This window comes from Pseudomonas sp. Z1-14 (assembly GCF_051132005.1).
Taxonomy (GTDB): Bacteria; Pseudomonadota; Gammaproteobacteria; order Pseudomonadales; family Pseudomonadaceae; genus Aquipseudomonas.
On the sequence record NZ_CP071646.1, the window covers coordinates 5470163 to 5494856 of the forward strand.

Consider the following 24694-nt stretch of genomic DNA (forward strand, 5'->3'; position numbering starts at 1 on the left):
TCAGCCCTGGTTGAGCAATTGCCGCAGGTCAATCACCGCCGCATTGGCGCGAGAAATATAGTTGGCCATGACCAGCGAGTGGTTCGCCAACACCCCGAAGCCGCTGCCGTTGAGAATCATCGGGCTCCAGATCGGCTCCTGTGAAGCCTCCAGTTCGCGAATGATCTGCCGCACGCTGACCGTCGCGTTCTTCTTCGCCAGCACGTCTGCGAAATCCACCTCGATGGCGCGCAACAAGTGAGACAGCGCCCAGGCTTGACCACGAGCCTCGTAGAACACGTTGTCGATTTGCAGCCAAGGTGTCTCGACCACCTCTTCGTCAACCTGCGGCACCTGGCCTGGCGCCGGGACCTCGGTCTTCAGCGAGGTGTTGAGCTTGACCCGGCCGACGCTGGCGGACAGGCGCTGGGACAGCGACCCCAGGCGCGTACCGACATCCCCCAGCCAGTTGTTCAGGTTGTCGGCGCGGGCGTAGAACAACGCGCTTTTCTGACTTGGATCGGACAGGCGCGCCTGATAACGGCTCAAGGAATTGATGCCTTCCTGGTATTCCGATTCGCTGGACGGCAGCACCCAACTGCGGTTGTCGAAGTTGAAGCGCGGCTCGGCCTTGGCCAGGTCGGCGTCTTCGGCGGACTGCGACTGGGAACGGGCGAAGTCCTTGCGCAGGGCACGGCTCAGGTCGCGGACCTGCACCAGCACGCCGTATTCCCAACTGGGCATGTTGTCCATCCACAGGCCTGGCGGGAAGCGGTCGTTGGAAATGTAGCCGCCCTGCTTGGTCAGCAAGGTTCCGGCGACGGTCTTGAGGGTTTCCACGGTGGTGTAGCCGACCACCATCTGCCGGCCATCCTTCTCGGCCGCTGCCTGGGCGTTCTGCTGTACCGGAAACAACTCGGGCTCCTGGCTCCAATACCAGCCGACCGCAATAGTCACTAGCAGGTAAAGGCCAATGAGCGTGGCCAGCGCCCGACTGAAAAACAGCCCACCCAGATAGCTGCGGGTGTCCGATTTCGGTTCGGCGGCGCGTTCAGGCGCGCTGCCCGCGCGGTTCTTCCAGTCCAGCATGGCGATATCCCTTCAATCACTTGAGTTCACGGTTCGACCACAACCTTACATCAACGTGCCTTGGCCGGCATCCGTCGTTGGGCTTATCGGAGAATTACCGCCACGAGACAAAGACCCGCCTAGGGGAATCCCTGAACCTCATCCGCTGGAAAATCGAAGAAACAACGTCGAAGAAAAGCGCAGGCAACATCCTGCAGCCGCGTCGTTGTGCCGTACCGAAATAGCTTGGATCGGCTATTGGAAACCCCCTGAAGACCTTTATTTACAGGGCCGTCACCACGTCCGCAAAGGCAATTCCAGACCGACAGGTCAGAAACTGAATGGCGCCTCCTGGCAGATTATTGATGTAGAACACTCATGTAAGGGAAAAGAGGTGCTAGCATAGAGCCACCAGTCGATCTCAGCATGCCCCCTAACTAGTAGTCAGGATATGACCGAGCCAGAAGACCCCAGCCGCGAGCGCCTCAAGCACCACTTTGCCCAGCGGGTAATTCATCAGGCTCGCCAGATCCTGGAGATATGGCAGCGCCTGCAACGCAGCGAATGGTCCAGTACCGACCTGTCGGAGCTCAGTGAAGCCAATCTGCGCCTGCTGCGCTTTGCCGAGCGTTTCGAGCAACCTGAGCATTGCCAGCTTGCCCAAGGTATCGGCCAGTCGTTGCAAGCGGTAGACGCCAATCGCGGGCGCTTGAGCAGCCAGCTGATCACCGAGATCAACCGCTTGATGCAACGCCTGTCCCGCACCGGCTTGCGCCATGGCGACCAGCTCGAGCAGACCTTCCTGCCACCGCTGCGCAAGCCCATCTACATATTGCTGCAAGACCATGACCGTGCCGAACGGCTGGCCAAGCAACTGGAATTCTTCGGCCTCAGCGCCCAGTCCCTGGACAGCGTCGCGGCATTCCGGGCCGCGATGGTCGAGCGCCTGCCTGCGGCTATTGTCATGGACGTGGATTTCAGCGGCCCGGGCGTGGGCCTGAAGCTGGCGGCCCAAGCCCAGGAAGGCCTGGATCAACCACTGCCGCTATTGTTTTTCAGTTTGCTGGAAACCGATACACCAACGCGGCTGGCCGCCGTGCGCGCCGGCGGGCAGGAGTTTCTCACCGGCACGCTGGAGGCCTCGAGCCTGCTGGAAAAAATCGAAGTGCTGACCTGCGTCGCCCAGTACGAACCCTACAAAGTGTTGATCATCGATGACTCCCGCGCCCAGGCCCTGCACACCGAACGCCTGCTCAACAGCGCCGGCATTGTCACGCGCACGCTGATCGAGCCGATCCAGGCCATGGCCGAGCTGGCGGACTTCCAGCCCGACCTGATCATCCTCGACATGTACATGCCCGCCTGCACCGGTACGGAACTGGCCAAGGTGATCCGCCACAACGACCGCTACGTCAGCGTGCCGATCATTTACCTGTCCGCCGAAGACGACCTGGACAAACAGCTCGACGCCATGAGCGAGGGCGGTGATGACTTCCTGACCAAACCGATCAAGCCCAGGCACCTGATCACCACCGTGCGCAACCGTGCAGCACGGGCCCGCAATCTCAAGGCGCGGATGGTGCGCGACAGCCTCACCGGCTTGTACAACCACACCCATATCCTGCAATTGCTCGAAGACTGCAGCTTCCGCGCCCGCCGTGAGGGCAAGCCCTTGAGCTTCGCCATGCTCGATATCGACCATTTCAAACGGGTCAATGACAGCCACGGCCACCCCATGGGCGACCGGGTGATCAAGAGCCTGGCGCTGTTTCTCAAGCAACGCTTGCGCAAGACCGATTTCATCGGCCGGTACGGCGGCGAAGAGTTCGCTATCGTCATGCCCGACACCGACATTGATGCCGCCTGCACAGTGCTGGACGAAATCCGCCAGCGCTTTGCCGAGATTCACTACCCGGCCCAACCCCAGGACTTGTGGTGCACCTTCAGCGCCGGGGTGGTGGAGATGAGCGAAGAGTCCGACAGCTTGATGATGGCCAGCCAGGCGGACGAGGCGCTGTACCGTGCCAAGCACGCCGGGCGCAATCGGGTGCAGAGCGCCCGTCAATCAAAGCAAAGTGCCACTTTTTCATCGGAATCGACTGATTCGGTCATAAACGTGTAACGCAAACGCAATAACTTCAGGCACTTACGATTCTGCCCCCGGTAGACCCTTGATGCGCCTGAAGCTGCTGACCAACCTCAACACTGTTCTTTTAGTTGCCGTATGCCTTGGCCTCGGCGCCACCCTATGGTGGTCGCAGATCGCCTTGGAGCGTCCTTATCTGCTGATGGAACGTTACCTGGGCCTGTCGCGGCAGTTCCAGGGCGAAGTGGCGCGCAACATCGAAGATTACCTGGCCAGCGGCGACGCCTTGCGCCTCAGCGCAGCCACCCAGGCCCTGGAAACCCTGCAAAAAGATCTGGACCAGTTCCCGCCGGACCTGGCCAGGACGCTAAGCCCGAGCCTGTCGAACCTTGACGGTTTCAGCAAGACCGACCTGCTGGCCGCCGGCAAACTGGCGGCTGATCCACAGGCCCTGTTGTTGCAGGCTGAACGTGAGCTGAGCGCCAGCCTGGACCAACTTGCCCAGTACGCCAACGGCGCGCCGGCTTATCTGCCGCCGCTGTTTGCTGCCTCACAGCATTTGGGCCGGTTGTCCCTCGCCCGGGACAAACTGGTCAGCAGCGGCCGCAGTGAACTGGCCGCTGATGTCGAACGGGAACTGGCCAACGTCCGCACCCAGGCCCAGCAACTGGACAGTCTGCCGCTGCTCGGCGTCACCGCCAGCAACGAATCGGGCAGCGATGACTTCGCCGCGTTGATGGGTCTGGAAACCGAGGAAAAGGCCGCCGCCGAAGACGCCGGGATTGCCCTCAAGCGCGAACTCAACAGCCTGCTCGGGCGTTATCCCGCGGAACTGGCGCGCACGCGCGAACTGATCCAGAAACGCACCGAGCTGGCCGATGCCACGCACTTGAAAACCACCGATGTGCAACAGGCAATCGACGCCATGGAGCCTGCGGTCCGTGCCCAACATGGGCAGATCCAGGGCGAAGTACGGGTCATCCAAGGGGTGATGATCGGTCTGATTCTGCTGATCGCCCTTCTTATCGATACCTTGCAGCGACGCCTGGCCCGGACCTTGACCCGCCTGGCGCCGGCCCTTTCCACTTGGGCCGAAGGCGATTTCAGTGGCGATATCCGTGTCGGCGCCAGCAACCGTGAATTGCAGGACATCGAAGCCTCGCTCAATCGCCTGCGCGCCTATCTGGTGGATCTGGTCGGTACCATCCGCCTGAACGCCGAACAGGTGGCCGGCAGCAGCCGGACCCTGGCCGAGCTCAGTGGCGAATTGCATAGCGGTGCCGAAGACCAGGCCGGTGACACGGCATTGATCCGCGACTCCCTCAGTGAGCTCGAAGCGACCATCCAGCAAGTGGCCGGCGATGCCAGCCAGGCCGCGGATGCCAGTCGCAGTGCGGGCCATGCCGTGGAGCAAGGCCAGAAAGTGATCGGCATGAGCCTCGCCGGCTTGCACTCGCTCGTCGGCGAAGTGCAGGGCAATGCGCAAATGATCGAACAGCTGGCTGAGGAGTCGGCGACCATCGGCGGCGTGCTGACCGTCATCCGCTCGATTGCCGACCAGACCAACCTGTTGGCCCTCAATGCCGCCATCGAAGCCGCCCGCGCCGGGGAAATGGGCCGCGGCTTTGCGGTTGTGGCCGAGGAGGTCCGCTCCCTGGCTCAACGCACCGCAGGCGCCACGGCCGAGATCCAGGCGCTGATTGCCCGTTTGCAGCAGGCTGCACGCCAGTCCGTGGAAGGCATGCGCGCCCAGGTCGAGCACGCCGAAGCCACCGCCAGCCAGGCCCAGGCGGCCGATGGTGCACTGGATAAAATCGTCGAGGCGATCCAGACCATCGCCGATACCGCGGTGCGCATCGCCGATGTCACCGCCCAGCAAAGCGGCGCCGTCAGCGAAATCCGCGATCACAGCGAGCGGATCCACCAACTGGGCGGGGATAACCTGCAGCGCATCGGCCAGGGCCGGGAACAGGGCGACAACCTGCTGCTCCTGGGCGGGCGCTTGCACACGGCGGTGCAGGCGTTCCGGGTGTGATTTCAGAAGCCCACTGAACCTGTGGCGAGGGAGCCTGCTCCCGCTGGGTCGCGAAGCGGCCCCAAAACCTGCCATGTGCGGAGCATCAGGCACACCACGCCCGCCGGTTACGACTGCTGCGCAGCCGAGCGGGAGCAAGCTCCCTCGCCACGGATGGTTCGATTGCCTTAGGAGTATTAGTCCCACCGGGTTCAACTGCGGGCTCATGGCTGCGAGTGACCGAACCCGGAGGCATGGTCACAAACTTCGCGCAAACATCGGTCAACGTGCCGGCTATTGCCGGGAACTGGACAGTCACAAAGACTTTGCGGCATAGTCTCCGGGTTCTGACACCTGCTCACAGACAACAAGGAACAGCAGATGGCGACCCTTCTGGTCCTGCACGGACCCAACCTGAACCTGCTGGGCACCCGTGAACCGGGCGTCTATGGCGCCGTGACACTGGCCCAGATCAACCAGGACCTGGAGCAACGGGCCCGTAGCGCCGGCCATCATTTGCTCTACCTGCAAAGCAATGCCGAATATGAATTGATCGACCGCATCCATGCCGCGCGCGGCGAAGGCGTGGACTTCATTCTGATCAATCCCGCGGCTTTTACACATACAAGCGTCGCATTACGTGACGCGCTGCTGGCAGTGAGCATCCCATTCATCGAAGTGCATTTGTCCAACGTGCACAAACGCGAACCTTTCCGCCATCACTCCTACTTCTCCGATGTAGCAGTAGGCGTGATCTGCGGCCTTGGCGCCAGCGGTTACCGACTGGCCCTGGAGGCCGCTCTAGAGCAGCTTGAAAAACAGGCAACAGCTTGAACAACAAGCGTTAAACGCCCCTGACCGACCCTTGGGAGTTGATGATTCATGGATATCCGTAAAGTTAAGAAACTGATCGAATTGCTGGAAGAGTCCGGCATCGACGAGCTCGAGATCAAGGAAGGCGAAGAGTCCGTACGCATCAGCCGCCACAGCAAGACCCCGGCCCAGCAGTTCTATGCACCGGCACCGATGCAAGCGCCAGCCGCTGCACCTGCTCCGGCAGCTGCGCCAGTTGCCGCCGCTGCACCTGCCGCACCGGCCGCGCCGACGCTGAACGGCACTGTTGCTCGCTCGCCGATGGTGGGCACGTTCTATCGCAAGTCTTCCCCGAGCTCGCCGTCCTTCGTTGAAGTTGGCCAGACCGTGAAGAAAGGCGACACCCTGTGCATCGTCGAAGCCATGAAGATGATGAACCACATCGAAGCTGAAACCAGCGGTGTGATCGAGTCCATCCTCGTCGAAGACGGCCAGCCGGTTGAGTACGACCAACCGCTGTTCACCATCGTTTGAACCGCGGAGAGCCTTTGATGACTGCGAAGTTGGAAAAAGTTCTGATCGCTAACCGCGGTGAGATCGCCCTGCGGATTCTGCGTGCCTGCAAAGAGATGGGCATCAAGACCGTCGCCGTTTACTCCAAGGCCGACAAAGAACTGATGCACCTGGGCCTGGCGGATGAATCCGTCTGCATCGGTCCGGCGTCGGCTGCGCACTCCTACCTGCACATCCCGGCGATCATCGCCGCCGCCGAAGTGACCGGCGCTACCGCCATTCACCCTGGCTACGGTTTCCTCGCGGAAAACGCCGACTTCGCCGAACAGGTGGAAAACTCCGGTTTTGCCTTCATCGGTCCGAAAGCCGAAACCATTCGCCTGATGGGCGACAAGGTTTCGGCCAAGCACGCCATGATCGCTGCCGGCGTGCCAACCGTTCCGGGCTCCGACGGCCCGCTGCCTGAAGACGAAGAAACCGCTCTGCGCATCGGTCGCGAAGTCGGCTATCCGGTGATCATCAAGGCCGCCGGCGGCGGTGGTGGTCGCGGCATGCGTGTGGTGCACAAGGAAGAAGACCTGATTTCCTCGGCAAAACTGACCCGCTCCGAAGCAGGCGCGGCGTTCGGCAACCCGATGGTCTATCTGGAAAAATTCCTCACCAACCCACGTCACGTCGAGGTCCAGGTACTGTCCGACGGCCAAGGCCAGGCGATTCATCTCGGCGACCGCGATTGCTCGCTGCAGCGTCGTCACCAGAAGGTCCTCGAAGAAGCGCCGGCACCAGGCATCGACGAGCAGGCTCGCCAGGAAGTCCTGGCCCGCTGCGTCAAGGCCTGCATCGATATCGGTTACCGCGGCGCGGGTACTTTCGAGTTCCTGTATGAGAACGGTCGTTTCTACTTCATCGAAATGAACACCCGCGTTCAGGTGGAGCATCCGGTTTCGGAAATGGTCACCGGCATCGACATCGTCAAGGAGATGCTCAGCATCGCCGCTGGCAACAAGCTGTCGTTCACTCAGGATGACGTGGTCATCCGCGGTCACGCGCTGGAATGCCGGATCAATGCCGAAGACCCGAAAACCTTCATGCCAAGCCCTGGCACGGTCAAGCATTTCCATGCCCCGGGCGGCAACGGCGTTCGCGTCGATTCGCACCTGTACAGCGGTTATGCCGTTCCGCCGAACTACGACTCGTTGATCGGCAAGCTGATCACTTACGGGGCAACCCGCGACGAAGCCATGGCGCGCATGCGCAATGCGCTGGACGAGATCGTCGTGGATGGGATCAAAACCAACATCCCGCTGCACCGCGACCTCACCCGCGACGAAGGCTTCTGCAAAGGGGGCGTGAACATTCACTACCTCGAGCACAAGCTGGCTGGCGAGAAGCACTAAGCTTCAACCCGCACCAGACAAAGCCGCCTTCGGGCGGCTTTGTCGTTTCTGCAGGTTTCGTAAACTCTGTGGGAGCGAGCCTGCTCGCGAAAGCGATGTCAGTTGACATCAATGTGACTGACAGACCGCTTTCGCGAGCAAGCTCGCTCCCACAAAAGCCTTGCGCTCGCGTAAACTTGCGCGCTTCGCTGGCCGCTAGGCTGCAATCATCATTTTCCAAAGGTGCCCGCCATGCCTTGGCTGCAAGTACGTCTGGCCATCAGCCCGGAACAAGCCGAAACCTATGAAGACGCCTTTCTTGAAGTTGGCGCCGTTTCGGTCACCTTCATGGATGCCGAAGACCAGCCGATCTTCGAGCCGGAACTCAACACTACCCCGCTGTGGTCTCACACCCACCTGCTGGCCCTGTTCGAGGGTGGCACCGAAGCCACCAGCGTGCTTGCTCACCTGGAGCTGCTGACCGGCGGCCCGCTACCCGAGCACCACAGCGAAGTGATCGAGGACCAGGATTGGGAACGCAGCTGGATGGACAACTTCCAACCGATGCGCTTCGGCCAGCGCTTGTGGATCGTGCCGAGCTGGCATGCCGCACCGGAGCCGGACGCGGTCAACCTGCTGCTGGACCCGGGCCTGGCGTTCGGCACCGGCACCCACCCGACCACCGCGCTGTGCCTGGAGTGGCTCGACGGCCAGGACCTGAAGGACTGCCACGTACTGGACTTCGGCTGCGGTTCGGGGATCCTGGCCATTGCCGCGCTGCTGTTGGGCGCCAAGGAAGCGGTCGGCACCGATATTGATGTCCAGGCCCTGGAAGCGTCCCGCGACAACGCCGGTCGCAACAACATTGCCGAAGCACTTTTCCCGCTGTATCTGCCCCAAGACCTGCCCCAAGTACAGGCCGACGTACTGGTGGCCAACATCCTCGCCGGCCCGCTGGTGTCGCTGGCACCGCAGCTGTCCAGCCTGGTCAAGCCGGGCGGACGCCTGGCGCTGTCGGGCATCCTGGCGGAACAGGGCGAAGAAGTCGCCGCCGCCTACGCCGGGGATTTCGACCTGGACCCGATTGCCAATCGCGATGGCTGGGTGCGCATCACTGGACGTCGGCGCTAGAATGGCCGCCTGTATCGACCGGATTGCCGCATGACCGACAGCTTCGTCACCCAGTGCCCGCATTGCCACACCAGTTTTCGTGTCAGCCATGCTCAATTGAGCGTGGCACGCGGGGTGGTTCGCTGCGGCTCGTGCCTGCAGGTGTTCAACGCCGCGCGACAATTGCTCGAGCAGCGCACGGCCAAGACCGTTGCGCCCCCACTCGCGCCTCTCGCCGCACCAGCCGTCGATACACCGCCGCCCCGCGCCATCAGCCAGAAACAATGGAGCGCCGCCGAGCTCGACCTCGATGACCTGGACAAGGAGCTGGCGCGTCTGGAGCGCCTCGAAAAGCGCGCCCCGGACAGCTTTGGCCGGCGTCGCGAAGACAACCTGAGCGCCCAGCGCGAGCAGCTTCCGCAGGAGCAGGAAGCCTGGTCCGACAGCCTCTACAGCGAAGCCCCCGACGAGCGCGCCGAAGGCGCTCTGCAAATGCCGGTCGAGCCGTTCGAGCCTCATGAGCCCGCCCGGCCGCCACGGACCGAACCTTCCTTGTCCCTGGCCCTGGAGCCCCTGGAGCCGGACGACGAACCCGTCGCCCCGCTCAGCCTCACGCCGGACGACGAGCCGCACGAACACCTTGAGCGCCTGTCCGCCACCGACGACCTGGATGACGAGCCGGAGCCTGCGGCAACGCCGCGCAAGAAGCGCGAGCGCCATGAGCCGGGGATACGCGCCGAAGCCCTGCAGGACCTGGACGATGATCCATTGCAACTGGACTGGCGCAAACGCCGCTCGCCCTGGGGCCGTCGCCTGCTCTGGAGCCTGTTGATATTGCTCGGCGCGGCAGCGCTGGCCGGCCAGTACATCGCCTACCATTTCGAAGAACTGGCCCGCCAGGACCAGTACCGTCCGTGGTTCCTGCAAATCTGCCCGGTCATTGGCTGCGATGTCCCGTCGAAGGTCGACATCGCCAAGATCAAGAGCAGCAACCTGGTGGTGCGCAGCCATCCGGAATTCAGCGGCGCCCTGGTGGTGGATGCGATCATCTACAATCGCGCGCCCTTCTCCCAGCCGTTCCCGCTGCTGGAGTTGCGTTTTGCCGACCTCAACGGTCACCTGATCGCCAGCCGTCGCTTCAAGCCAGGCGAGTACCTGGGCGGCGATCTCGAAGGCCGGGGGGAAATGCCGCCGCAGACGCCGATCCATATCGCCCTGGATATCCTCGATCCGGGGCCGAAAGCGGTGAACTACAGCCTGAGCTTTCATTCACCCGAATGAAGCCGCCAGGGCCGATTGATTGACGGCAGCTTTCTGACTCGACCCACCCAGACCAAACCGCTGGCGATAACAGAATAGCTGTTCAGATTTTATCCAATTCGACCTTTATCCAGTCATCGAGAGCGGGTATCATGCCAACCCTTTTTCGAAGTCTCATGATCCGGCCCCACTTCAGGGAAGTCCTATGTCGGCGGTACGCATCGGCCCATATACATTGCAGAACGGTCTGGTCCTCGCCCCGATGGCGGGCGTTACCGATCAGCCCTTTCGTCAGTTGTGCAAACGATTGGGCGCCGGTCTCGTGGTCTCGGAAATGGTCACCAGCGACATGAGTCTGTGGAACACCCGCAAATCGCGTCTGCGCATGATCCACGAAGGCGATCCCGAGCCCCGCTCGGTACAGATCGCCGGTGGCGACGCACAGATGCTGGCGGAGGCGGCCCGGGCGAACGTCGAGCTGGGGGCGCAGATCATTGACATCAACATGGGCTGCCCGGCGAAGAAGGTCTGTAACAAGGCCGCAGGCTCGGCGCTGTTGAAGGATGAAGCACTGGTCACCGAGATCCTGCAGGCAGTTGTCGCCGCAGTCGATGTGCCGGTGACCCTGAAGATCCGCACCGGCTGGGACCGGGACAACAAGAACGGCCTGACGGTGGCGAAGATCGCCGAACAGGCAGGTATCACGGCGCTGGCGGTGCATGGCCGCACCCGTGCCGACCTGTACACCGGCGAAGCCGAGTACGACACAATTGCCGCGATCAAGCAGGCGGTGTCCATTCCGGTGTTTGCCAACGGCGATGTCGATTCGCCCGAAAAGGCCCGGTACGTGCTGGACGCGACCGGTGCCGACGGCCTGTTGATCGGCCGGGCCGCCCAGGGGCGGCCATGGATTTTTCGTGAGATCGAACATTTCCTGCGCACCGGCGAAAAGCTCGCTGCGCCGCAATTGTCCGAGGTGGAACGTATTCTGCTAGAGCATCTGGCCGCGCTGCACGCCTTCTATGGCGAAGTCATGGGCGTACGCATCGCTCGCAAGCATGTGGGCTGGTATCTCGCAACCCTGCCGGGCGCCAGGGAGTTTCGCGCCCGTTTCAATCGTTTGGATGGTACGCAAGCACAATGCGCCGACGTTCAGGCGTTTTTCGCCGAACGTTACAAGAGCCTGACAGGGGACGAAGGGGTGGCCGCATGACGATGATGACCGAGACTTTAGTGAGTGGAATAACACCCGTGAGCGACAACGTGAATTTGAAACAGCACCTCAACACGCCCAGCGAAGAAGGCCAGACCCTTCGCGGGAGCGTCGAGAAGGCGCTGCACAATTATTTCGCCCACCTTGAGGGCGCTGCCGTCACGGATGTGTACAACCTGGTGCTTTCCGAAGTCGAGGCACCGCTGCTCGAGAGCGTGATGAACTACGTCAAGGGCAACCAGACCAAGGCCAGTGAGCTGCTGGGCCTGAACCGCGGCACCCTGCGCAAGAAACTCAAGCAGTACGATCTGCTGTAAGCATTCAATCAAACCAGAAAGGCGCCCGCGTAAAAAACGGTCGCCTTTTTTGCTGACTTCCCTTGCTTTTGATGGAAATTGAAATGACCGACCAGACCACCCGCCTGCCGATCCGCCGCGCCTTGATCAGCGTCTCCGACAAGACCGGGATCCTTGAATTCGCCCGCGAGCTGCAACAGCTGGGCGTCGAGATTCTCTCGACCGGCGGGACCTTCAAGTTGCTGCAGGACAACGGCGTCGCCGCGGTGGAAGTTGCGGACTACACCGGCTTCGCGGAAATGATGGACGGTCGGGTCAAGACCTTGCACCCGAAGATCCACGGCGGGATCCTCGGTCGTCGCGGCATCGATGACGCCATCATGAACGAACACGGCATCAAGCCGATCGATCTGGTGGCGGTCAACCTCTACCCGTTCGAAGCAACCATCAACAAGCCCGGCTGCGACCTGCCGACCGCCATCGAGAACATCGACATCGGTGGCCCGACCATGGTCCGCTCGGCGGCCAAGAACCATAAGGACGTTGCCATTGTCGTCAATGCCAGCGACTACGCCGGCGTCCTGGAAAACCTCAAGGCCGGTGGCCTGACGTACGCCCAGCGCTTCGATCTGATGCTCAAGGCCTTCGAACACACCGCCGCCTACGACGGCATGATCGCCAACTACATGGGCACCGTGAACCAGGCGGCCGAGACCCTGAGCACCGAAGGCCGCAGCGAATTCCCGCGCACCTTCAACACCCAGTTCGTCAAGGCCCAGGAAATGCGCTACGGCGAGAACCCGCACCAGAGCGCGGCGTTCTACGTGGAAGCCAAGCCAGCCGAAGTCGGCATCGCCACCGCGACCCAATTGCAGGGCAAGGAACTGTCGTTCAACAACGTGGCCGACACCGACGCCGCGCTGGAATGCGTGAAAAGCTTCGTCAAGCCAGCCTGCGTGATCGTCAAGCACGCCAACCCATGCGGCGTTGCGGTAAGCCCGGACGCCGAGGGCGGCATCCGCCAGGCCTACGAACTGGCCTACGCCACCGATACCGAGTCGGCCTTCGGCGGCATCATCGCCTTCAACCGCGAGCTGGACGCCGAGACCGCCAAGGCCATCGTCGAGCGCCAGTTCGTCGAAGTGATCATTGCCCCTTCCGTCAGCGAAGAAGCCCGCGCCATTATTGCCGCCAAGGCCAACGTTCGCCTGCTGGCCTGTGGTCAGTGGTCGGCCGACCGCGCGCCGGCCTGGGACTACAAGCGCGTCAATGGCGGCCTGCTGGTCCAGAGCCGCGATATCGGCATGATCGGCAGCGAGGACCTCAAGGTCGTGACCCAGCGCGCGCCGAGCGAGCAGGAAATCAACGACCTGATCTTCGCCTGGAAAGTCGCCAAGTACGTCAAGTCCAACGCCATCGTCTACGCCAAGAACCGCCAGACCATCGGTGTCGGCGCCGGCCAGATGAGCCGCGTCAACTCGGCTCGCATCGCTGCGATCAAGGCTGAGCACGCCGGTTTGCAAGTACAGGGCGCCGTCATGGCCTCCGATGCGTTCTTCCCGTTCCGCGATGGCATCGACAACGCGGCCAAGGTCGGCATCACGGCGGTGATCCAGCCGGGTGGTTCGATGCGTGACGCTGAAGTGATTGCCGCGGCTGATGAAGCCGGGATCGCGATGGTCTTCACGGGCATGCGCCACTTCCGTCACTAATAAGACAACGGCCGCACTGAAGCCGATATCTGCTGCGTTGGAGCCGACCTCGATGATGCTCATTGCCAAAAGGCAACTCCGCTCATCGAAGTCGACTCCGCCTTGCATCTACCGACTTCATTGCGACCTCCTACGGCGCAAAATGCCTTAGGTTCCGAACAGAATCAGCGTCATCCGAGGTTTTTGAAATGAATGTTTTGATCATTGGCAGCGGTGGCCGTGAACACGCCCTGGCCTGGAAAGTGGCTCAGGATCCGCGCGTGCAGAAGGTCTTTGTCGCACCGGGCAATGCCGGCACCGCCATCGAAGCCAAGTGCGAAAACGTGGCCATCGACGTGCTGGCCCTGGGACAACTGGCCGACTTCGCCGAAAAGAACGTCTCGTTGACTATCGTCGGCCCGGAAGTGCCGCTGGTCGCTGGCGTGGTCGACCTGTTCCGCTCTCGCGGCCTGGACTGCTTCGGCCCGACCGCCGGGGCCGCGCAGCTGGAAGGTTCGAAAGCGTTTACCAAGGATTTCCTGGCGCGTCACAAGATCCCGACCGCCGACTACCAGAACTTCACCGAAATCGAACCGGCACTGGCTTACCTGCGCGAAAAAGGCGCACCGATCGTGATCAAGGCCGACGGCCTGGCCGCCGGCAAAGGCGTGATCGTCGCCATGACCCTGGGCGAAGCCGAAGATGCCGTGCGTGACATGCTCGCCGGCAACGCCTTTGGTGACGCCGGATCGCGGGTTGTCATCGAAGAATTCCTCGATGGCGAGGAAGCCAGTTTCATCGTCATGGTCGACGGCAAGAATGTCTTGCCGATGGCCACCAGCCAGGACCACAAACGTGTCGGCGATGGCGACAGCGGCCCGAACACCGGCGGCATGGGCGCCTACTCCCCCGCTCCGGTAGTCACCGCCGAGGTACACCAGCGCGTGATGGACCAGGTGATCTGGCCGACCGTGCGCGGCATGGCCGAGGAAGGCAACGTCTACACCGGTTTCCTCTACGCTGGCCTGATGATCGACAAGGCAGGTAACCCGAAAGTCATCGAATTCAACTGCCGTTTCGGCGATCCTGAGACCCAGCCGGTGATGCTGCGCCTGCAATCGAGCCTGGTGCTGCTGGTCGAAGCGGCCCTGGCCCAGGCGCTGGACAAGGTTGAAGCCCAATGGGATCCGCGTCCAAGCGTTGGCGTAGTGTTGGCGGCGGGTGGATATCCAGGCGACTATGCCAAGGGCAGCGCCATCAAGGGCCTGGACGCCGCCGCGCAATTGGAAGGCAAGGTGTTCCACGCTGGCACGGCATTGAAGGATGGACAGGTGGTCACCGCCGGTGGTCGCGTGCTTTGCGCCACGGCCATGGGCGCCAGTGTCGATGCGGCCCAGCAGCAGGCCTACCGGCTTGCCGCGCAGATTGATTGGGAAGGTTGCTTCTACCGCAACGACATTGGCTACCGAGCCATTGCCCGTGAGCGTGGCGAAAACCAGGAATAACCCGGCCGTTCAGCCAGGCAGAGGCCCATGGCCCTTGCCTGGCTGCCGGGGCGCCGCGCATAGTTATAATCTGGCATCAATCTATGAAGGGATTTCGCCGTGCGCTGGCTCAGGATTGCCATAGGCTTCACCGTTACCCTGCTGACGCTGCTCTGCATGTTCCCGGCCCAGGCCGCGCCAGGCAGTGGCTGGGCGATATTGCTCGACGAACAGGGTAACCTGAAGCTGAGCGACATCCGCTCTGCCCGCTACACCAATCAATTCAGCCCGATAGACCTGGACCACCTCAAGGCGGCCGAACCCGGCGGAGCATTATGGCTGCGTTTCCGGCTGGCGCCTGACCGGCATGAACAGATTCTGCGCATCTTTGCCCCAGACCTGTCGCGCCTGAATCTTTATGTGCTGGACGGCGATACGCTGATTGATCAACAGATCAGTGGCAATGCCTCGCCAGATACCGAACAGTCCGCTCCCAGCAGTGATCTCATGCTGGCACTGCCGCGCAGCGACAAGCCCCTCGACGTCTACCTGCGATTGGCCTCACGGTACGAACTGCGCCCCTACGTCACATTGCAACCGGCCATAACGGCGGCGGCCAACCAGAACCAGACGCTGATCTACGGCCTGCTGTTCGGCTGCATCGCCATGTTGATCCTGCACAACCTCACCCGTTACGCCTATACCCGCTCGCGCAGTTGCCTGTGGCTGGCAGCCTGTGAAGGGTTGCTGATGCTCAGCCTGATCCTGTTGCTGAACCTGGCCGGGGCCTGGCTGCCTGACTGGCCGGCGATCCAGACGCCGGGAGCGTACCTGGCGCTGTTGCTGACTGCACCCTGCGGCTTGATGTTCGCTTTTCGTTTCTTCGCGCCGCTGGGCGAGCATCCGCTGAACCGGCTGCTGGTAGGGGAAATCGTCTTCATCGTGCTATGCAGCCTGCTGCTGTTGTTCGTCAACACGCTGCCGCTCAACATCATCACCTATGCACTGGTGGCGCTGGCCGGGCTGAGCATGTTGTTCGTCAGCGCCTGGCACTGGCAGAAAGGCTACCGCCCGGCACGCCTGTTCGTCGCCGCCATGGTGGTGTTCAACCTCGGCACGCTGATCATCCTCCCGGCCTTGCAAGGGCTGACGGAAGTCGCGCCGCAAGGCCTGATCGTCACGCTGCTGGTCTTCATCTGCATCAGCGGCCTGTTGATGAGCGTCGCGCTGGGCGAACGCCAGCGGTCGATCAACGAGAGCCGCTTCAGCATCAGCCGCGACCTGGCGGCAAGCAACGCCGAAATCAACGCCAAGGCCGAGTTCCTGGCCAAGATCAGTCATGAGATCCGCACCCCCATGAACGGCGTGCTGGGCATGACCGAGTTGCTGCTGGGCACGCCATTGTCGGTCAAGCAGCGTGACTACGTGCAGACGATCCACAGCGCCGGCAACGAACTGCTCACACTGATCAACGAAATTCTCGATATATCCCGTCTCGAATCGGGCCAGATCGAGCTGGACGATGTGCAATTCGACCTGAATGCGCTGATCGAGGATTGCTTGAGTATCTTCCGCGCCAAGGCTGAACAGCAGAATGTCGAGCTGATCAGTTTTATCCAGCCCCAGGTGCCGCGCGTCATCAGTGGTGATCCGACGCGGCTGCGCCAGGCCCTGCTGAGCCTGCTGGAAAATGCCTTGAAGAAAACCGACGAGGGCGAAGTGCTGATCGTCGTCGCCCTTGATGAACGCAGCAACCAGCCACGCCTGCGTATCGCGGTGCAGGACAGCGGTTCGCCCATGGACGCCGAGGAGCGCGACACGCTGATGCACGCCGAGCTGCACAGCAAGAATTTTCTCTCCGCCACGCGGCTGGGGGGCAACCTGGGCCTGGTCATCGCCCGCCAGTTGATCATGCTGATGCATGGCGAGTTCGGCATCAAGAGTGGAAGCAGCCAGGGCAGCACCTTGTGGCTGACCTTGCCACTGGACCCTGACCGCCTCGAACACCCGACTTCCGATCTCGACAGCCCGCTGCAAGGGGCGCGGGTATTGGTCGTCGACGACAACGACACCTGCCGCAAGGTGTTGGTCCAGCAATGCAGCGCCTGGGGCCTGAACGTCAGCGCGGTGCCATCGGGCAAGGAAGCCCTGGCGCTGCTGCGCACCAAGGCGCACCTGCGTGATTATTTCGACGTGGTGCTGCTGGACCAGAACATGCCCGGCATGACCGGCATGCAATTGGCGGCCAAGATCAAGGAAGACCCAAGCCTGAACCACGACATCCTGTTGATCATGCTCACCGGCATCAGCAACGCGCCGAGCAAGATCGTGGCGCGCAACAGCGGCGTCAAGCGCATCCTCGCCAAACCGGTGGCCGGTTATACGCTCAAGACCACCCTGGCGGACGAGCTCAACCAGCGCAATAAAGGCCAGGCCCCGATTGCCCCGGTGAATGCCGGCCCTCTCCTGCCGGTGAAAGTGCCCAGCGACTTTCGCATCCTGGTAGCCGAAGACAACAGCATTTCCACCAAAGTCATCCGCGGCATGCTCGGCAAGCTCAACCTGCAACCCGACACCGCCAGCAACGGCGAAGAAGCCCTCAAGGCCATGAAGGAGCAGCGCTACGACCTGGTCCTGATGGATTGCGAAATGCCGATACTCGACGGCTTCTCCGCCACCCAGCAATTACGCGCCTGGGAAGTCGGCAACCAACGGACCCGCACCCCGGTGGTCGCGCTGACGGCGCATATCCTGGCCGAACACAAGGAACGCGCGCGCCAGGCCGGGATGGACGGGCATATGGCCAAGCCGGTGGAGCTGTCGCAGTTGCGCGAGCTGATCGAGCATTGGGTGGCCCAGCGCGACCAACAGAACCGTACGGCGCAGACGTCCTGAGCCGACAGGCACCAAAACCCCTGATAGACTCCCGTCGTCCTCCTCCGCCTTGAGCCTCTACCATGCTCCATGTGCTGTTCAGCGTTTACCTGAAAATGCTGGTGCTTTATAGCCCGTTCTTCGTGCTGTCGTGTTTTATCAGCCTGACCCGCGGCTATTCGCGCAAGGAGCAACGTCGGCTGGCCTGGAAGGTCGCGACCGCGACGCTGGTATCCAGCGTATTGCTCTATCTGTTCGGGCGGGTCATCTTCAGCGTGTTCGGCATCACCGTGGATGCATTCCGTATCGGCGCCGGCAGCGTGCTGTTCATTTCGGCGCTGGGCATGGCCCAGGGCAAATCGGCGGTACAGACCGACAACGTCCAGCAGGACGTGACTATCGTCCCGCTGACCATTCCGTTGACTGTCGGCCCCGGCACCATCGGTGCCCTGCTGGTGATGGGCGTAAGCCAGCCGCACTGGGACGACAAGCTCATGGCGATCATCAGCATCGCCCTGGCCAGCTTCACCGTTGGCGTCGTGCTTTACCTGTCCAGCCGCATCGAACGGATCCTCGGCGACCAGGGCCTGCAGATCGTCAGCCGCCTGATGGGGCTGTTTGTCTGCGCGCTGGCGGCGCAGATCATTTTTACTGGAGTAAAAGGGTATCTGGCCCCGTAGCCATTTATCCGCGCTTGCGACGGCTGAATCTTTTGCTTAATGCTTCTTTGCGATACTGACCCAGGTATTCCTCGATATCCTGCCTGAACGTTTCATAACGGGCCGGGTTGAAGGTCACGAACGATTTACCACGGAAAAATTCCCGCGCCGAGGCGCGCCAGTTTACGAATAGAACACCGCCTTCATTCGAAGAGCCGGAGTGTTTTATCGACGCGGCAGAAGCAATCAGGAGACCGTTGGAAAGCTGCTCACAAGGGATGACTGACAAGCGCGCGCCCTCAAAAGTCTTCGCCTGGCTGTGGAAGAGGTTGATGGTTTTGTCGTCCTGTTTCAAACCATCGATCGTGGTATCCACCACGGCCCCAAGTACCGTCGCTGCCGGGAAACCGGCCTTCACTCCATCAATGATTCCTTTGACGATATCCTTGATCACCAGGTCCAGGTCTACCCGCACGGAACTTTCGGAATAACGGGTATAGCCACTGTCGGGCACGAAACACCCTAGAGACTTCAGGCACTGTATGAACTCCTCATACCACTCACGCGTATTCCTGCCATCGGGAAAGTTGGCGTTTGCTTCGAGGATCGCCATGCTCATCAGGTTTTCCATGATTGTCATATTTTCGAGGGTCATGTTATTGCCATAACCCACCAGCGCGTCGCCCAGCATCAGCGCATCGAGTTCCTTGGTCGGGTTGACCTGCGACTGCACAACGGATCTGCGTACACGCCGCCCGGCCGGAACCGATGACTTGCGCCTGTCGATACGCGCATTAATAAACTCGATAGTTTCTGCGACGCTGATTTTACTTTCAGACAGTTCCATACAATCTTCCTTGGTTATTTGAGTGACCGCTCCTGCGGACAGTGTCGAATCTAGTGACTTTTCAAACCAACAACAAACGCCAAACAATTACAACATGTTCGGGGCGCCTACCAGCCCCCCCTGAAAACATCCGGTTTCCAAACAACAAGCCCCGCCACTTGAAGTTCACATGCGTTGTTGTATTTATGAATACATCACTCAACTTTACGGATAAAAAGGAATGACAAATAAAACACTCACTGGCCTCATAACGGGCCCCAGCCTTTTTTCATACATCGAGACACTCTCGCTGCCAGAGCATGACGATATTGCCGATTGCAATAACTTCGCCATCCTCATGGCTGACGAAAAACACAACCGTTATTACGATCCGGAGCGTTGGCTTGAACAGTATGTCGGTGTGTTGAAGGCTCTCGGCTGGTCCATCTATCAGGACGCAATATTTACTAGAACACAACATATCCTCACAGGCTCTGTGGCGGACTTTCTGGTCGAGAGCGCAAACGGGATGAGCGATAGCCGGCAAGGCAATGCCATGATCGACACGCTCGACAGCTTGAAAACCAACAGCCCGGCGCTGTTGTCCTTTGACCGGGAAAGCGGTTCAGGGGACAGTTTCCAAGTAGTTCCAGCCCGCTACGACGCGCGAGGCCTTCTCAATATTGCCGTTTTCAAACTTGAGCTGAACGCCTACATGAAGAGGACCAATTTCCTGTTCTGGACTTGGGAAAAACGCTCAGCCAGGATAGTCCAGCGAAAAGCCTACCTGAGGTTGAACAAGACGATACTCGACGGGCAGCGAGAATTGATAAACAGGCGATTGGGAAAAAAACGCATGGAGCGATTCGACCTCAGCCAGAACCGCCCATGAACAGTTGAATCACTTGGACACCTTGGCACTAACTCATGCCCCGGGCTTATCGCCGTACCAACGCGGCGTATACACCCAGTCGCCACCTTCAGCGCGCGGAAATATGCAGGTAGTGGAAGAACCGATCAGCACCATGGTGCGCATGTCCACCTGGTCCGGGGTCAGTTGCCCCAGCGTGATGACGCGCAGGGTCTGGCCCGGTCGGCCGATGTCACGTCCCAGCACTACTGGAGTATCAGCCGTGCGGTGTTGTGCGACGATTTCCAGCGCTCGTCCCAGTTGCCAAGGACGGGAGCGGGAGATCGGGTTGTAGAACGCCAGGGCCAGGTCCGCCTCGGCCGCCAGGTCCAGGCGTTTCTCGATGATCGACCACGGCTTGAGATTATCCGACAAGGACATCACGCAGAAATCATGACCCAGCGGCGCGCCGGCCTGGGCCGCCGTGGCCAGGGAGGCCGAGACGCCTGGCAGGATTTGCAGGTCGACGTTATGCCAGTCGGCATCAGTCGACTCATGCAGCGCTTCCAGTACAGCGGCAGCCATGGCGAATACGCCAGGGTCACCGGATGACACCACCACCACCGACCGGCCCTGAGCCGCCAGTTCGAAGGCATGTCGGGCACGCTGCATTTCTTCGCGGTTATCGGTGCAATGCTGCACCTGGTCGGCCCGCAAAGGCCCGGCCATGCGCACATAAGTCTCATAGCCGAGCACATCGTTGGCGCGGTCGAGTTCGGCACGCACGGCCGGGACCATCAACTCTGCCGCTCCAGGGCCAAGGCCGATCACCGCCAGACGTCCGCGCGCACGGCCAAGCTGCAGCGGGTCGACGGGCCGCTCAGCCACGGCGATGGCCACGCCGCCCATTGGTTGCAACGAAACCGGCAGGCCCAACGCATCACCCAACCATTGCTCGATGTCATCGCTGGCCCGCGCGAAGCGCAGCGGCACACCCAGCGCCAGCGCAGCGTGGTGCAACTCGGCGCGGGCCATGTCGCTGTCCGCCGCCAGCAGGCACGCCAGCGATTGCACGGCGAGGCCGGCTCGGTGCAGCGCGTCGCTGACCGCAGTCGACACGTCCGGCGTGCCGGCACTCACCGCGACCACCACGTTGCGCGGATAGATCCGCAATTCGTCCGGCGCGGGCACAGCCGCGGCGCTATCGATGCGTATCGCCAAACGTGCCTGTGCATCCTGGGGCAATTGCGCCTGGTCCAGCCACGGCGCCGCGCCTTCGACCCGCACCGGCTCGCCGGCGAGCAGGTCGGACACGAAGCGCTTGCCCTGCTCCAGGTCGCCGAGGCTGTAGCCGCTCGGTGGATTGAGCAGGCAGGTGCCAAAACGCAACTCGCCGCTGGTGGTGATCGCCGGGGCAACTTGCAGCGCTGTCGCGATTTCCCGGGCCATGACATTCACGCCGCCCAGACCGCCCAGCAGCGGCACCACGGCGCTGCCATCCTCGGCCACCGCCAGCACCGGCGGCTCGACGCCTTTTTCCAGCAACAGCGGCGCGAGGGTGCGAATGACGATGCCCGCCGCGCACAGCGCAATGATCGGCGTGTCCTGTTGGTAAAGTTCGCGCAACGTGGTGCCGAACTCAAGGTATTGCCGATCGCCCTCGACGCGCCCGACGAGGCCATGGATCAGCGCATCGGGATAGCACTGCTGGATTCGTCGGGCCGTCGCGAGACTGCCCGGGCCGAGGATGACAATTGCCGCCGGTTTCCTCATCCCTGCCACCGCTCGCCCGGGACGATGATCAGCGAGAAGTACGGCGAAGACATCGGCTCGACTTCATCCAGCGGCACGATTTTCTGGTTGGCCATGGTCGCGCGCTCGACGTACAGCGCCCGCCCGTCCATACCCAATTCCTCAAGCACCTGCCGAACCTTGGGAAAATTGCGTCCCAGCTTCATGATCACCGCCGCATCGGCATCGGCCAGCCGACGCTTGAGATCGTCGTGGGGCAGGACGCCGGAGAGCACCGACAGGCTCTGGTTGCGATAGACCAGCGGGGCTCCCAGCACCGAGGCACCACCGAGCATCGAACACACGCCGGGAATGACCTCGGCCTCGTAGCGCTCGGCCAGGCGGTCGTGCAGGTACATGTAGGAGCCGTAGAAAAACGGATCGCCCTCGCAGATCACCGCCACGTCGCGACCGGCATCCAGGTGCACGGCCAGTTGCTCGGCGGCGGTGTCATAGAAGTCAGCGATTACCTCTTCGTAGGACAACGGCGCCGGCAGCACTTCGGTGGTGACCGGGTAGACCAGTGGCAGCAAGGTTTGCGCGTCCTGCAGATGGGCCTCGATGATGCCGAAGGCGTTGCCTTTCTTGCCCTTGGCGACGAAGTACGCCACCACCGGCGATTCCCGCAGCAGGCGCAGGGCCTTGACCGTGATCAGTTCTGGGTCACCCGGCCCTACGCCGAGGCCGATCAAGCGTCCAGGCTGCTGCATCATTCAACCTCCGTGGCGAGGGCATTGACGGCGGCGGCGGCCATGGCGCTGCCGCCCAGGCGGCCTTGCATGATCACGAACGGCACGCCTCGGCTGTCAGCCGCCAGCGCGGCCTTGGACTCGGCGGCGCCAACAAAACCCACCGGAAAGCCAAGGATCAGGGCCGGTTTCGGCGCGCCGGCATCGAGCATTTCCAGCAGATAGAACAGCGCGGTCGGTGCGTTGCCGATGACCACGACGCTACCTTCCAGGTGTGGACGCCACAGCTCCAGCGCGGCCGCCGAGCGAGTGTTGCCCAGCTCTCGGGCCAACGCTGGCACGCTGTCGTCGCGCAAGGTGCAGATCACCGGATTGTTGGCCGGCAGGCGCGCCCGGGTCACGCCCTCGGACACCATCCGCGCATCGCACAGGATCGGCGCACCGGCCGCGAGTGCCTGGCGCCCCGCCGCGCCTGCGCCTGCGGAAAACTGCAGGCCATCGACCGCCTCGACCATGCCGCAGGCGTGGATCACCCGCACCGCGAGTTTTTCCAGATCGGCAGGAATGCGCGCCAGGTTCGCCTCGGCGCGGATGATCGCGAAGGAGTTGCGATAGATCTCCTGACCGTCGCGGATGTAATCAAGCATCAAGGGGGCTCCGGGGATGAGCGTCGAGCCAGTGGCCGAGCGCTTCGATTGTCAGATTGTGTGCTTGCAGCGCGCCGAAACCCGGCAACGCGGCATCACGAAAATAGAGGTCATAACGACCGGGGGCGACCGCCAGCAATGTCGCCGGGGCGATATGGGCCGCCGCGCACGATCGCTGGCAGCCGGACAGATGAATGCTCAAAGCCTGGCCCCGACGTTGCAGCAGATCCGCCAACTGGCGGGCATCGCCCTTGGTGTCGGCCAGGCCTTTGCCACAGCCACTGGAGCCGGTGCAGGCGATGAGTTGCGCCAGGCAGTGATCGAGCGAACACAACAGGCCCAGCGCATCGAGCTGGGTCAACACGACATCCGCATCTTCGCGGCGCACGTTGGGCAGCAACAGGCTTTGCCAGGGAGTGAAGCGAAGATTGCCGTCGCCCTTCTCCCGCGCCAACTGCGCCGCGCCGCGCAGCATGACCGTATCAAGCCGGCCGAGGGGCGCCGCCGCGCCGACATAGACCCGTTCGTCGTGCTGGGAATGAATACCGATGTGCAGGCCGCCGGGCGACGCACTCCGCTGCCAGTCAAGGCAAGGTTGCAGCGGCACGCGGCCGGCTAACCGGGTCATGAATTCATCCACGGCACATTCAGCCAGCAGTTGGCGCATGCGGTTCTGGTCCGGGCGGGCCAGTTCGAGAAACAGCTCCAGCACCGCGACCACCAGGGCATGCCCTTGGGCCAGGGGCACCTTGCCCGCCGGCGTGTCCAATGGCGAACCGGCCAAGCCAAAGGCAAGCCAGGGCTCGCCGTGCTGGACAAGCGCCGATAGCCACAGGTCATGGTGATGCTCGAGCATCGCCAAGGCTTCGCCACCGTCCAACTGCACGGCGAACTTGGCCGAGAGTTCGTGGAAGCGTTCATGGGTTTGCAGGGTGAAGAGGATCTGCGCGGCCAGCGGACGGGCGTCGAACAGCATCTGCCGGTCAAGCCCCGCAGAGGGGCTGAGCATCAGGTTGCGCACGTCATCGCCGGCCGCCTTGCGCGGGCCAAGCCCGGCGGCCAGCAACGGCTCGATCAACGCATCCGGCTCAGGGCCGATACCGCGGATCTGCAAATTGCCGCGGTTGGTGGCCTCGATCACGCCACTGGCGAACTGCTCGGCCACCCACGCGACGGTTTCGGCCTGATCCGCGTGGATGACGCCGCCATCGAGCTTGATTCGGCAGATTCCTCCGTCCAGTGCCTGGACGACACGCAGCAACCCCGGACAACCCGAGGGGCGAATGACGTTGGAAGAGGGACGTTCGTTCAAGGCAGAACCGGTAAATAGAAAACGCCGCAGCGGCGAGGGCCGCCATTATGCCTGCTTTGCCTGCGGTCATGAAAAGCTTGCCGGTCGGATTGCTGATGGTGGGCACATAAATCCTATGCTCACCGCAAATCCCCTGTGGGAGC

20 protein-coding genes are annotated in these 24694 nt (G+C 62.0%); 14 read left to right on the forward strand and 6 right to left on the reverse strand.

Annotated elements, in window-relative coordinates; genetic code table 11:
- Positions 1–1068 (reverse strand): DUF2333 family protein, encoded by a 1068-nt coding sequence (locus J3P89_RS25170; RefSeq protein WP_434569934.1) that lies wholly within the window; start codon positions 1066–1068, stop codon positions 1–3.
- Positions 1069–1498: 430 nt separating this feature from the next.
- Between J3P89_RS25170 and J3P89_RS25175 the strand changes: the two genes are divergently transcribed.
- From J3P89_RS25175 to J3P89_RS25235, 13 genes are all read left to right on the forward strand, one after another.
- On the forward strand, positions 1499–3169 hold the full coding sequence (locus J3P89_RS25175; protein WP_434569935.1) for a diguanylate cyclase: 1671 nt from the start codon (positions 1499–1501) through the stop codon (positions 3167–3169).
- A gap of 1396 nt (positions 3170–4565) precedes the next feature.
- Positions 4566–5168, forward strand: coding sequence for a methyl-accepting chemotaxis protein (locus tag J3P89_RS25180; RefSeq protein ID WP_370871141.1), 603 nt, complete (start codon positions 4566–4568; stop codon positions 5166–5168).
- Positions 5169–5528: 360 nt separating this feature from the next.
- Positions 5529–5981 carry a type II 3-dehydroquinate dehydratase gene (aroQ, locus tag J3P89_RS25185; protein WP_305497076.1) on the forward strand — a complete coding sequence of 151 codons (453 nt, stop codon included), beginning with the start codon at positions 5529–5531 and terminating at the stop codon, positions 5979–5981.
- Positions 5982–6029: 48 nt separating this feature from the next.
- Entirely contained in the window at positions 6030–6494 is a 465-nt protein-coding gene (gene accB / locus J3P89_RS25190) for an acetyl-CoA carboxylase biotin carboxyl carrier protein (protein ID WP_053118072.1), read from the forward strand.
- A gap of 17 nt (positions 6495–6511) precedes the next feature.
- The gene (gene accC, locus J3P89_RS25195; RefSeq protein ID WP_007971365.1) at positions 6512–7870 is read left to right on the forward strand and encodes an acetyl-CoA carboxylase biotin carboxylase subunit; all 1359 of its coding nucleotides are present in this window, start codon (positions 6512–6514) and stop codon (positions 7868–7870) included.
- A gap of 231 nt (positions 7871–8101) precedes the next feature.
- Positions 8102–8980 (forward strand): 50S ribosomal protein L11 methyltransferase, encoded by an 879-nt coding sequence (prmA, locus tag J3P89_RS25200; RefSeq protein ID WP_305497077.1) that lies wholly within the window; start codon positions 8102–8104, stop codon positions 8978–8980.
- A 30-nt stretch (positions 8981–9010) separates the two neighbouring features.
- Positions 9011–10240 (forward strand): DUF3426 domain-containing protein, encoded by a 1230-nt coding sequence (locus J3P89_RS25205; protein WP_434695982.1) that lies wholly within the window; start codon positions 9011–9013, stop codon positions 10238–10240.
- Positions 10241–10424: 184 nt separating this feature from the next.
- On the forward strand, positions 10425–11432 hold the full coding sequence (gene dusB, locus J3P89_RS25210) for a tRNA dihydrouridine synthase DusB (RefSeq protein WP_434569938.1): 1008 nt from the start codon (positions 10425–10427) through the stop codon (positions 11430–11432).
- Positions 11429–11749 (forward strand): DNA-binding transcriptional regulator Fis, encoded by a 321-nt coding sequence (gene fis / locus J3P89_RS25215; protein WP_025211617.1) that lies wholly within the window; start codon positions 11429–11431, stop codon positions 11747–11749. The genes dusB and fis overlap by 4 nt, the downstream gene beginning before the upstream one ends.
- 83 nt (positions 11750–11832) lie before the next feature.
- Positions 11833–13440 (forward strand): bifunctional phosphoribosylaminoimidazolecarboxamide formyltransferase/IMP cyclohydrolase, encoded by a 1608-nt coding sequence (gene purH / locus J3P89_RS25220; protein ID WP_434695983.1) that lies wholly within the window; start codon positions 11833–11835, stop codon positions 13438–13440.
- A gap of 188 nt (positions 13441–13628) precedes the next feature.
- Complete coding sequence (gene purD, locus J3P89_RS25225) at positions 13629–14924, forward strand: phosphoribosylamine--glycine ligase (RefSeq protein WP_434695984.1); 1296 nt, start codon at positions 13629–13631, stop codon at positions 14922–14924.
- Positions 14925–15023: 99 nt separating this feature from the next.
- Positions 15024–17798 (forward strand): response regulator, encoded by a 2775-nt coding sequence (locus J3P89_RS25230; RefSeq protein WP_434695985.1) that lies wholly within the window; start codon positions 15024–15026, stop codon positions 17796–17798.
- A 62-nt stretch (positions 17799–17860) separates the two neighbouring features.
- Complete coding sequence (locus tag J3P89_RS25235) at positions 17861–18457, forward strand: MarC family protein (RefSeq protein WP_039593516.1); 597 nt, start codon at positions 17861–17863, stop codon at positions 18455–18457.
- A gap of 4 nt (positions 18458–18461) precedes the next feature.
- Here J3P89_RS25235 and J3P89_RS25240 read toward each other — a convergent pair whose 3' ends face one another.
- Positions 18462–19283 carry a hypothetical protein gene (locus J3P89_RS25240; protein WP_434695986.1) on the reverse strand — a complete coding sequence of 274 codons (822 nt, stop codon included), beginning with the start codon at positions 19281–19283 and terminating at the stop codon, positions 18462–18464.
- Between the two features lie 220 nt (positions 19284–19503).
- Here J3P89_RS25240 and J3P89_RS25245 point away from each other — a divergent pair, with 220 nt between their 5' ends.
- Positions 19504–20154, forward strand: coding sequence for a hypothetical protein (locus tag J3P89_RS25245; protein ID WP_434695987.1), 651 nt, complete (start codon positions 19504–19506; stop codon positions 20152–20154).
- A 33-nt stretch (positions 20155–20187) separates the two neighbouring features.
- Here the strand turns inward: J3P89_RS25245 and cobJ are convergent, their stop codons facing one another.
- From cobJ to cobG, 4 genes are read right to left on the reverse strand one after another with little or no spacing between them, the layout of a single operon-like run.
- Positions 20188–21885: a precorrin-3B C(17)-methyltransferase gene (gene cobJ, locus J3P89_RS25250; RefSeq protein WP_434695988.1), complete on the reverse strand. Its 1698-nt coding sequence runs from the start codon at positions 21883–21885 to the stop codon at positions 20188–20190.
- Entirely contained in the window at positions 21882–22613 is a 732-nt protein-coding gene (locus J3P89_RS25255; protein WP_305501368.1) for a precorrin-2 C(20)-methyltransferase, read from the reverse strand. The genes cobJ and J3P89_RS25255 overlap by 4 nt, the downstream gene beginning before the upstream one ends.
- On the reverse strand, positions 22613–23239 hold the full coding sequence (locus tag J3P89_RS25260) for a precorrin-8X methylmutase (protein ID WP_434569945.1): 627 nt from the start codon (positions 23237–23239) through the stop codon (positions 22613–22615). Before J3P89_RS25260 ends, J3P89_RS25255 begins: the two co-directional genes overlap by 1 nt.
- Positions 23232–24551 carry a precorrin-3B synthase gene (cobG, locus tag J3P89_RS25265; protein ID WP_434695989.1) on the reverse strand — a complete coding sequence of 440 codons (1320 nt, stop codon included), beginning with the start codon at positions 24549–24551 and terminating at the stop codon, positions 23232–23234. Before cobG ends, J3P89_RS25260 begins: the two co-directional genes overlap by 8 nt.
- Between the last annotated feature and the right edge of the window lie 143 nt (positions 24552–24694).

Excerpts from the sequence above, each read along its gene's own strand:
- J3P89_RS25170 (WP_434569934.1), bottom strand. The coding sequence starts at position 1,068 with ATGCTGGACTGGAAGAACCGCGCGGGCAGCGCGCCTGAACGCGCCGCC.
- J3P89_RS25175 (WP_434569935.1), top strand. The coding sequence starts at position 1,499 with ATGACCGAGCCAGAAGACCCCAGCCGCGAGCGCCTCAAGCACCACTTT.
- J3P89_RS25180 (WP_370871141.1), top strand. The coding sequence starts at position 4,566 with ATGAGCCTCGCCGGCTTGCACTCGCTCGTCGGCGAAGTGCAGGGCAAT.
- aroQ (WP_305497076.1), top strand. The coding sequence starts at position 5,529 with ATGGCGACCCTTCTGGTCCTGCACGGACCCAACCTGAACCTGCTGGGC.
- accB (WP_053118072.1), top strand. The coding sequence starts at position 6,030 with ATGGATATCCGTAAAGTTAAGAAACTGATCGAATTGCTGGAAGAGTCC.
- accC (WP_007971365.1), top strand. The coding sequence starts at position 6,512 with ATGACTGCGAAGTTGGAAAAAGTTCTGATCGCTAACCGCGGTGAGATC.
- prmA (WP_305497077.1), top strand. The coding sequence starts at position 8,102 with ATGCCTTGGCTGCAAGTACGTCTGGCCATCAGCCCGGAACAAGCCGAA.
- J3P89_RS25205 (WP_434695982.1), top strand. The coding sequence starts at position 9,011 with ATGACCGACAGCTTCGTCACCCAGTGCCCGCATTGCCACACCAGTTTT.
- dusB (WP_434569938.1), top strand. The coding sequence starts at position 10,425 with ATGTCGGCGGTACGCATCGGCCCATATACATTGCAGAACGGTCTGGTC.
- fis (WP_025211617.1), top strand. The coding sequence starts at position 11,429 with ATGACGATGATGACCGAGACTTTAGTGAGTGGAATAACACCCGTGAGC.
- purH (WP_434695983.1), top strand. The coding sequence starts at position 11,833 with ATGACCGACCAGACCACCCGCCTGCCGATCCGCCGCGCCTTGATCAGC.
- purD (WP_434695984.1), top strand. The coding sequence starts at position 13,629 with ATGAATGTTTTGATCATTGGCAGCGGTGGCCGTGAACACGCCCTGGCC.
- J3P89_RS25235 (WP_039593516.1), top strand. The coding sequence starts at position 17,861 with ATGCTCCATGTGCTGTTCAGCGTTTACCTGAAAATGCTGGTGCTTTAT.
- J3P89_RS25240 (WP_434695986.1), bottom strand. The coding sequence starts at position 19,283 with ATGGAACTGTCTGAAAGTAAAATCAGCGTCGCAGAAACTATCGAGTTT.
- J3P89_RS25245 (WP_434695987.1), top strand. The coding sequence starts at position 19,504 with ATGACAAATAAAACACTCACTGGCCTCATAACGGGCCCCAGCCTTTTT.
- cobJ (WP_434695988.1), bottom strand. The coding sequence starts at position 21,885 with ATGAGGAAACCGGCGGCAATTGTCATCCTCGGCCCGGGCAGTCTCGCG.
- J3P89_RS25255 (WP_305501368.1), bottom strand. The coding sequence starts at position 22,613 with ATGCAGCAGCCTGGACGCTTGATCGGCCTCGGCGTAGGGCCGGGTGAC.
- J3P89_RS25260 (WP_434569945.1), bottom strand. The coding sequence starts at position 23,239 with ATGCTTGATTACATCCGCGACGGTCAGGAGATCTATCGCAACTCCTTC.